10 protein-coding genes are annotated in these 9,010 nt (G+C 60.0%); 9 read left to right on the plus strand and 1 reads right to left on the minus strand.

Annotated features, from left to right (window positions below; translation table 11 throughout):
- The first annotated feature begins 42 nt into the window (after window positions 1-42).
- The 7 genes from lepB (at window position 43) to ACUY2T_RS03585 (ending at window position 6,059) form a co-directional block, all read left to right on the plus strand.
- Window positions 43-909 carry a signal peptidase I gene (gene lepB, locus ACUY2T_RS03555; protein WP_448307594.1) on the plus strand — a complete coding sequence of 289 codons (867 nt, stop codon included), beginning with the start codon at window positions 43-45 and terminating at the stop codon, window positions 907-909.
- A 6-nt stretch (window positions 910-915) separates the two neighbouring features.
- Window positions 916-1,542 (plus strand): ribonuclease HII, encoded by a 627-nt coding sequence (locus ACUY2T_RS03560; protein WP_293790028.1) that lies wholly within the window; start codon window positions 916-918, stop codon window positions 1,540-1,542.
- A gap of 4 nt (window positions 1,543-1,546) precedes the next feature.
- Window positions 1,547-1,852, plus strand: a complete 306-nt coding sequence (locus ACUY2T_RS03565; protein ID WP_005295294.1) for a DUF2469 domain-containing protein — start codon at window positions 1,547-1,549, stop codon at window positions 1,850-1,852.
- Between the two features lie 191 nt (window positions 1,853-2,043).
- On the plus strand, window positions 2,044-2,406 hold the full coding sequence (locus tag ACUY2T_RS03570; RefSeq protein ID WP_448307595.1) for a YraN family protein: 363 nt from the start codon (window positions 2,044-2,046) through the stop codon (window positions 2,404-2,406).
- Between the two features lie 3 nt (window positions 2,407-2,409).
- On the plus strand, window positions 2,410-3,939 hold the full coding sequence (locus tag ACUY2T_RS03575; protein WP_448307596.1) for a YifB family Mg chelatase-like AAA ATPase: 1,530 nt from the start codon (window positions 2,410-2,412) through the stop codon (window positions 3,937-3,939).
- A 3-nt stretch (window positions 3,940-3,942) separates the two neighbouring features.
- Window positions 3,943-5,133 (plus strand): DNA-processing protein DprA, encoded by a 1,191-nt coding sequence (gene dprA, locus ACUY2T_RS03580; protein ID WP_448307597.1) that lies wholly within the window; start codon window positions 3,943-3,945, stop codon window positions 5,131-5,133.
- A gap of 17 nt (window positions 5,134-5,150) precedes the next feature.
- The gene (locus ACUY2T_RS03585) at window positions 5,151-6,059 is read left to right on the plus strand and encodes a tyrosine recombinase XerC (protein ID WP_448307598.1); all 909 of its coding nucleotides are present in this window, start codon (window positions 5,151-5,153) and stop codon (window positions 6,057-6,059) included.
- On the opposite strand, the gene ACUY2T_RS03590 is transcribed toward ACUY2T_RS03585, so the two are convergent.
- Window positions 6,034-6,588, minus strand: a complete 555-nt coding sequence (locus tag ACUY2T_RS03590; protein ID WP_448307599.1) for a peptidoglycan DD-metalloendopeptidase family protein — start codon at window positions 6,586-6,588, stop codon at window positions 6,034-6,036. The genes ACUY2T_RS03585 and ACUY2T_RS03590 overlap by 26 nt on opposite strands.
- A gap of 469 nt (window positions 6,589-7,057) precedes the next feature.
- Between ACUY2T_RS03590 and rpsB the strand changes: the two genes are divergently transcribed.
- Window positions 7,058-7,852 (plus strand): 30S ribosomal protein S2, encoded by a 795-nt coding sequence (gene rpsB / locus ACUY2T_RS03595; protein ID WP_293790048.1) that lies wholly within the window; start codon window positions 7,058-7,060, stop codon window positions 7,850-7,852.
- A 170-nt stretch (window positions 7,853-8,022) separates the two neighbouring features.
- Window positions 8,023-8,841 carry a translation elongation factor Ts gene (gene tsf, locus ACUY2T_RS03600; protein ID WP_293790051.1) on the plus strand — a complete coding sequence of 273 codons (819 nt, stop codon included), beginning with the start codon at window positions 8,023-8,025 and terminating at the stop codon, window positions 8,839-8,841.
- Window positions 8,842-9,010 lie beyond the last annotated feature (169 nt).

Consider the following 9,010-nt stretch of genomic DNA (forward strand, 5'->3'; position numbering starts at 1 on the left):
CTGGGTTTTTTGCTTTTCTTGCCACTGGTATCCTGGCTATTTGTGACTCATCGACAGGAACCGAACGATCCCCAGCAGCTCCCTGGCCAGCCGGGCGAGTACCCCACCCAGCGCCCAGCCCCGGAAGACGCCAATGGTGAACCGAAGGCCGCTGCGCAGCCGGAGGATGGGGCGTCACCTAACAAAAAGAAGAAAGAGAAGCAGAAGAAGACCTACCCATGGTGGGTCGAAATGCCGATCATCATCCTGGTGACGATGCTAGTGCTAGGTGCGTTCAACAACTTCGTTGGCCGCATGTACTTGATTCCTTCCGAGTCGATGGAACCCACTCTCCACGGCTGTCAGGGATGTACGCCCGACCGCATCTTCGTCAACAAACTGGCTTATCGTGGCAACAAGATGCCTGATCCGGGCGACGTAATTGTCTTCGTGGGCACCGAATCGTGGAATGAAGAATACACTTCCCGTCGCAGTTCCAATGGTGTCGTGCGTGGCCTGCAGAACCTCGGCGCCACCATCGGCATTGTCGCTCCCGATGAAAATACCCTGGTCAAGCGCGTGATTGCCACCGGTGGGCAGACGGTGCAGTGCCAGGAGGGCGACCCGGGAATCATGGTCAACGGTAAGAAGGTCGATGATTCTTACACGATGGATCCGCCCGTCAACCCGATCGACCCCACCATGGGATCTAAGGAATGCCAGGGTAACTACTTCGGCCCGGTTACCGTGCCGGATGATGCCGTCTGGGTTATGGGCGATAACCGCACCAACTCCCTGGATTCTCGCGCGCACATGGGGGATGAGCACCAGGGCACCATCCCGGTGGAAAACATCGTCGGCGAGGTCGAGTCCATTCTGTTGCCAGTTAACCGTATCGGTGGCGTGGACTCCCTGCCGATCCAGGGCTAAAGCTCCTTGGAACGCGAGTTAGAAGCCGCGGGGCTGGGGCCCGTAGCGGGGGTGGACGAGGCCGGTCGTGGCGCCTGCTGCGGGCCGATCTCCATTGCGGCATGCATCCTCCCCACAGATTTAGACGGTGCGGGGCTGGAGCGGCTCACCGATTCGAAGAAGCTGACTGAGAAAACCCGCGAGCGCCTCTTTGAGGTCATCAAGGACGTCGCCGTGGCGTATTCGATCATCCACATCAGCGCCGCGGATATCGACAGTTTTGGTATTCAGCACGCCAATGTTTCCGGCATGCGTCGCGCAGTCGCGGCATTGGACGTTCAGCCGGGGTATGTGTTGACCGACGCGGTCAAGGTGCCGGGACTTCCTATGCCGCACCTGCCAGTGATCAAAGGCGACCAGATGGCGAAATGCATTAGTGCGGCAAGCGTGCTGGCAAAGGTTTCCAGGGATCGAGTGTTGCGAACCCTCGACGAAGAGTTCCCGGGGTATGGTTTGGCTAGTCACAAGGGCTATGGCACCAAGGCACACATGAACGCGGTGAGTCTGCATGGTGGCACCCCTTATCACCGCTACAGTTACAAGAACGTGGCCGCTGCGCATCGGCAGTGGCTAGAGGGAAAGGATCGAGGGTAAGTCCGTGAGCGCTGAGGAACTAGACGACTACGAAGCTAACGTCGAATTGTCGATGTACCGCGAGTACCGCGACGTGGTCAGCCAGTTTTCCTATGTGGTGGAGACCGAGCGCCGCTTCTACCTGGCCAACGCCGTCGAGCTGATTCCCCGTAACTCCGGCGGCGAGGTGTACTACGAAGTCCGCATGTCCGATGCCTGGGTGTGGGATATGTACCGGCCTGCCCGCTTTGTCCGCTATGTTCGCGTCATCACCTACAAGGACGTCAACATCGAGGAACTCGACAAGCCCGAACTGCAACTGCCAGACTAACCAGTAACTTTCCCTTCTTATTCACAGCCCAGAGGTTATCCACAGACCCCTGGGCTTTTGCTTTGCCCTTCTTGTTTGGTGACGCCCCCTCGCGTGGATAATGCTCCACACTTGTGAACCAGGTGCTGGCCGTGAAAGAGCCGGTGCCGATTGAAAAGGTAGGGGACGCGAGGAAGTGAGGGGAAGCGACAGTGCCAACGGTGAACAAGCGGCGGGTGGGTAACGCAGGGGAAAACCTAGCCGCGGAGTATCTGCATCGGGCGGGATATGAGGTACTGCAACGCAATTTCCATACTCGTTACGGGGAGTTGGATATAGTTGCACGCACGCCTGAGGGCGATCTCGCCTTTATCGAGGTGAAGTATCGCACCTCGGACTCCGACGGGGGCGGAGTGGCAGCAGTCGGTCCACGGAAGCTGCGGCGGATACGCACCGTGGCTGGCCTGTGGCTGGAACAGAATCGCGAGGGGGTGCGCTTTTCCGGGGGAATGCGCGTGGATGTGATCGACGTTGGTCCGCAGGGCGTGCGGGAGCATGTCCAGGGGGTGTGGTGACCGATGGCCGTAGGGCATGCGCAAGCGCTGGCGTTGGAGGGGACGCGGCGGACGGTTATTACCGTCGAATGTGATGTGAGCAGGGGGCTTCCCGGCATCTCGATTGTGGGTATGGGGGATACCGCGGTGGTGCAGGCGAAGGATCGCATCCGCTCGGCGTTAAAGAACTCGGGCGTGGCGTGGCCGGGGTCGAGGACGGTGATGAGTCTGTCACCAGCTGGGTTGCCGAAGCAGGGGGCGGGATACGACCTGGCGATGGTGTGTGCGATGCTCTCCGCGGTTGCGGAGGACGCAGTGGTGGCTGGCAGACTGTCTGCAACTGTCCTAGTGGGGGAGCTGGGACTCGATGGGCAGATTCGCCCAGTACAAGGGGTGTTTGCTCTCGTATTGGCCGCGGCGATGGAGAGATTTTCCACGGTTGTGGTTCCGGCGGGCAATGAGGCAGAGGCTGCCGCTGCGGCGGAGGCAGCGGAGTCTGCGGTAACGGTGCTGATAGCCCGCAATCTCGCTAGCGTTATCGAGTGGTTAAGAGGCGGAGACTTACCGGAAGCACAACCAGGGCAACAGGTGCCTCCCCGTGAGGTGGGGGATCTGGCGGAGGTGTTGGGACAACCGGCGGCACGCCGGGCAGTGGAGGTTGCTGCGGCAGGCGGACATAACCTGTTGCTTATTGGACCTCCGGGAAGCGGCAAGTCCATGCTGGCCGAGCGGTTGCCAGGAATCTTGCCGCCAATGAGCGATAGCGAGCGCGTGGAGGCTGCCATCGTGCATTCTTTAGCGGGGGTCAAGGGGAATCTTCCGGAGGTGCTTGCTGGCCGAAGGCCTTTCATCGCCCCGCACCATTCTGTGACTCCAGCGGCATTGATTGGTGGAGGACGTGTGCCAGTTCCCGGAGCGGTGAGTCTCGCACACCACGGTGTTCTATTTCTCGATGAGGTCAGTGAGGCGCGCCGGGACTGCCTCGACACTCTGCGCGTGCCCATGGAGCTGCGCCGGGTAGAGCTTGTGCGTGCACAACGGATTTCGACTTTTCCCGCGGATTTCCAGCTGGTATTAGCCGCGAATCCCTGTCCGTGCGGGGCAGAGCTGGCCATTGACTGCACATGTCCTTCCGGAACCCGGCTCAGATATCAGGCGAAGCTTTCTGGCCCGCTTCGCGATCGGGTGGACGTGTTTGCCCGCACTACGGGGCGACCGCAGATAGCGGGGCTTAAAAACTCGTCTGAGTCCACCGCGGTGGTGGCAGAGCGGGTAGCTGCAGCGCGGGATCGTGCGCGTCAGCGATGGGGCACAGCCAGCAACGCCCTGGTACCCGGAAAGGATTTGCGGGAGGTGGGAGTAGATGAAGCCGGTGAGTTGCTGCTCGAGGACATGCTTCGAACAGGCACTATCACCCAGCGGGGCGTTGACCGCACCATCCGTGTGGCGTGGACACTCGCGGATCTGGAGTCTGCACCCGCGCCACATCTGGGGCATATCAGTGACGCGGTGGAACTCTTCGGAGCAGACCAGGAACTAACGGAGGTGGCATAAGCCATGACAACCACTGACAATCTCTATGAGTGGGCCTATCTGCGACGCGTCGTGGAAGCTTCCCGGACTGATGTGCTGGACTTGCTCTGGCCGGAAGGATGGGAAAAGGCTGGGGCGTCGCAGGTTAAAGTGGTCGCCGAGGCATTGGCGCGCCGGGGTGGCAGGCTGCCCGATGAACTGGCCGACGCGACTTCACAGCGATATGAACAGGATCCATCAAAGGACATTGAGCTGGCTGCTGCGCGCGGCTGGCGACTTGTCACACCCGAGGACGATGAATGGCCGGAGGAACTTAGCGCCAGCTTCATGCGAATGGCCAATTCAGGTGCCGACCATGATTCTTCCGTGCGCGGACAGGCCGCCGCGCCGTTTGCGTTGTGGGTGCGTGGAGATATTCGCCTGGATGTGGCCGTGCGACGCTCCGTCACCGTCGTAGGCACACGTGCGGCGACGCGCTACGGCGAGCAGGTCACGCAGTCTTTCACTAGAGATCTGGCCGATGCGGGTTTTAGCCTGATCTCCGGGGGTGCGGTGGGAATCGATGCACTTGTCCACCGGGCGGCTCTGCAGTCTAAAGCGCCTACGGTGGCGGTGATGGCCTGCGGTTTGGATATTCCTTATCCCAAGGCTCACACAGAGCTATTCGAGCACATCATTGCCGCAGGGGGACTGGTCATCAGTGAATATCCTCCTGGCACTCCGCCTGCGCGCCACCGTTTCCTTACTCGTAACCGCATCGCCGCAGCACTTGGCCAGGCGACTTTGGTGGTGGAGGCGCCCCTTAGGAGCGGGGCGCTCAACACCTTGAACTGGGCGGAGGCTTTCGTTAAACCAACTTTCGCGGTGCCTGGGCCGGTGACCTCGCATGCGTCGTTGGGGTGCCTCGACCGTATTCGCACCTCGCGGGCCACGCTGGCAGTCAGTGCTAGAGACTTGATTGAAGATCTAAGCCCCCTGGGGGAGCAGATGAGTCTGGGGTTTGCCGAAGAAGATCGCTCGTCTCTTCTGAGCTGGGAGCAGACAGCCATTTTTGACGCCGCAGGTTTGCCCTCCGGCCGGGGGAGCGAAGGTCGGCTGTCTCAATTGGTGGAAGCCACCGGTTTGCCAGCTCGTACGGTGATCCGCTGCCTACGCGACTTGGAAGCGATGGGCAGGCTTCGCAGAGAGGCGGATTGCTGGATTAGGGTTGAGTGACCGGCTACATTAGTCACATGAGCAACTCCCGTCCCGTCGGCAACAAGGCATCGTTGAGTGCCGCACTGGACGATTATGAACAGCACCTCCGCCATGTGGTGGGGCGCAGCGAAAACACCATTCGCGCGTATCGCCGAGACCTTGATAACGCCCTGGAGGGGCTGGAGCGGATCGAGGAGTTTGATCTCGACCGAGCTCGTGATGTTCTCGGCTGGGCGGTAGACAGCGGGGCAAGTCGAGCAAGCCTTTCCCGTCTCGCCTCCAGCATGCGGGGCTTTGGAGCCTTCCTGGCACACCGTGGGTTCGTTAGCGCCAATCCCGTTGCCGCACTTAAAGCCCCGAAACCGCAGCGCACGCTCCCGCGAGTATTGCGCGCCGACCAGGCCTCCGAGCTGCTCGACGGGCTGCGCACCGAGCCGGAAAATGCCACACCTACCGGCATTCGCGACTGGGCCATGGTCGAGCTCCTCTACGCCACGGGTATCCGCGTCTCTGAGCTGACAGGGTGTGATGTCGACGACGTTGACTTTTCCAACAACCTCCTGCGTGTCACGGGTAAGGGAAATAAGACGCGGGTCGTTCCTTTCGGAGCCACAGTGGTGTCAGCGCTGGAGCAGTGGCTATCCGTGCGCAAAGAAATGGCAAAAGAAACTTCGGCGCTCTTCGTCGGAGTGCGCGGCAAGCGCATCGACCCCCGTCAGGTTCGCAATGTGGTGAACAGGGTCACTCAGGCAGGACCCGGTCCGAAACTTTCCCCCCACGGTCTGCGACATTCTGCAGCCACTGCAATCCTTGAAGGTGGAGCTGATCTGCGCGTCGTACAAGAACTGTTGGGGCATGCGAATATGTCCACCACGCAGATTTACACCCACGTAGGTACCGAACGTTTGAAGGCTGTTTTTAACCAGGCACATCCCAGAGCCTGACGCGCACACTGCCGAGCAGCGTCATCGGGTCTATATACCTTCGCTCCTTGCCCTCAATACGCGCGCCCCACGACAGTCCTGGTGATGCACGGGCATAGTCCGGCAGGGCTGTGGCATCCGCAAGCACGCCGATGGGCTCACCCCGGCGTACCTGTTGTCCTGCTTTTACCCGAGCCAGCACCGGTTCATACGTCGTGCGGATACCGTCAGAGTGACTAATGGAAACCACAGGAGTGCCTGCCACCACGCCGGCAAAGGCTACAGCGCCGCCCCGGCTCGCCACGATGACCTGCCCGGGAGTTGCCTGGAGATCCACACCCCGGTGCCCGGGCTTCCACGCCTGATCGGGTATGTCCGCAGCACGGAGAACCGTCGCATCCTTGGAAGTGGGGAGACGATGAGAACGCACAATCTGGGTGGAATGCTCCGGAAATGAAGCACTGGGAACGGCAGGAGGCAGGGGAGCGGCATACAACAGGAAAACCGTTGCAAAAGCGCTGTACAGAAGACGTAAGAACCAAGGGGTCATGGTTAGAAATGATGCGTGGGGGCGTCACCAAAAAGAAAGAGTAAGCGAACGAGTTTGTGGATAAGTCAAAGTTGTCCACAGATTGCGTGCGACGCGCGGTGTAGTGGACTTGTTTTAGCTGCGTGAAAGGGGGTAGTGTTGCAAGCGCAGTATGTCCGGATTCGTCTCTGCACCGCTCAAGGAAGTGCAAGTGGTTTCGCGAAGACCGCGGGGTGAAGCAAGGCTACTGACTACGCGTAGATAATTCGCACCCCACACAATGGCTCACCAGCACGGTCCCGTAAGCGGGCGAACATGGCGAGCCACAGCTACATCGGGGAATATCTGCCAGGATGGTGCATAAGCCACCCACGTACAGTGAGTGTCGAGTGCATCGTGAAGAAAACCGTCAAACCCTAAACTTTGAAAGCGAGGAAGGGGCGGCGCCGGCCACATGGTCGGCTAGAAGAAGATACGCCCCTGTAACACCATGGCTGTTGTTACTATGCGCGAGCTGCTGGACGCTGGTGTCCACTTCGGTCACCAGACCCGTCGTTGGAACCCGAAGATGAAGCGCTTCATCTTCACCGACCGCAACGGCATCTACATCATCGACCTGCAGCAGACCCTGACCTACATCGACGAGGCATACGAGTTCGTCAAGGAGACCGTTGCCCACGGCGGCAACATCCTGTACGTCGGCACCAAGAAGCAGGCTCAGGAGGCCGTTGCTAACGAGGCAGAGCGCGTGGGCATGCCTTATGTCAACCACCGCTGGCTCGGCGGTATGCTCACCAACTTCCAGACTGTTGCTAAGCGTCTGCACCGCCTCAAGGAGCTGCAGGCAATGGACGCAGCTGAGGACGGCTACAAGGGCCGCACCAAGAAGGAAGTTCTGATGCTGACCCGCGAGCGCAACAAGCTGGAGCGCGTTCTGGGCGGTATCGCGGACATGACCAAGACCCCGTCCGCACTGTGGATCGTCGACACCAACAAGGAGCACATCGCTGTCTCCGAGGCACAGAAGCTGAACATCCCGGTTGTTGCCATCCTGGACACCAACTGCGACCCGGACGTTGTCGACTACCCGATCCCGGGCAACGACGATGCAATCCGTTCCGCAACTTTGCTGACCAGCATCATCTCCTCCGCTGTTGAGGCTGGCCGCCAGGCTCGCGCTGAGCGCCAGGAGGCTGCTGCTAAGGAAGCTGCTGGCGACGCCGAGAAGGCACCGGCCGAGGCTACCGAGGCAGAGGCTGAGAAGACCGAGTCTTCCGAGGCATAGGCTGCTTTTGGCCAGCGAATAGCGCCCACCCCCGTATGGGACACAGTTTTAGACCCGTGTCCGACGGGCGTGGGCGTTACTTGTAACCTAGGCTGGAAAACAGGACTGATTTTAAAAACTGTTATTTCAGCCACTATGAAACACTTCCACCAGAAGGAGGATCGCCCCACATGGCGAACTACACCGCTGCAGACGTAAAGAAGCTCCGCGAGATCACCGGCGCCGGCATGATGGACTGCAAGAAGGCCCTGGAAGAAGCCGCAGGCGACTTCGACAAGGCCATCGAGATCCTGCGCATCAAGGGTGCTAAGGACGTCGGCAAGCGCGCAGAGCGCTCCGCTTCCGAGGGTCTGATTGCCGTTTCCGGCAACACCATGATCGAGGTTAACGCTGAGACCGACTTCGTCGCTAAGAACTCCGAGTTCATCGAGTTCGCCGACAAGGTCGCGGCTGCCGCTGCAGAGGCTAAGGCTAACTCCCGCGAAGAGCTCGAGGCAGTCGAGGTTGATGGCCAGAAGGCAATCGACGCCCTGCAGCAGCTGTCCGCAAAGATCGGCGAGAAGCTGGAGCTGAAGCGCGCCACCACCATCGAGGGTGACAAGGTTGCCGTCTACATGCACCACCGTTCCGCAGACCTGCCGCCGGCAGTCGGCGTACTGGTCTCCTACGAGGGCGATGACGAGGGCGCAGCTAAGGCTGCCGCTATGCAGGTTGCCGCTCTGAAGGCTAAGTTCCTGAGCAACGACGAAGTTCCGGCCGAGACCGTCGCCAAGGAGCGCGAGATCGCTGAGGCTACCGCTCGCGAGGAGGGCAAGCCGGAGAAGGCTCTGCCGAACATCATCGAGGGTCGCCTGAAGGGCTACTTCAAGGACGTTTGCCTGCTGGATCAGCCGTCTGTCACCGAGTCCAAGAAGTCTGTTAAGCAGGTTATGGACGAGGCTGGCGTGACCCTGAAGGGCTTCAAGCGCTTCGAGGTTGGCCAGGCTTAAATAGCCACCAGGCTTAGCTACAAAAGTCCCCGCACCGATAGGTGAACTGCTCCCCATTAGTTGGACTGAGAAATCAGTTACCGACTAGTGGGGAGTAGTTTTCATTGAGAGCACGAAGTTCGCTAAGTGAATATCAGCGCGAGCAGTTAGTGGAGTGTTTCGAGCAGGG

The sequence above is a fragment of the Corynebacterium sp. 22-2729 genome, from assembly GCF_053479475.1.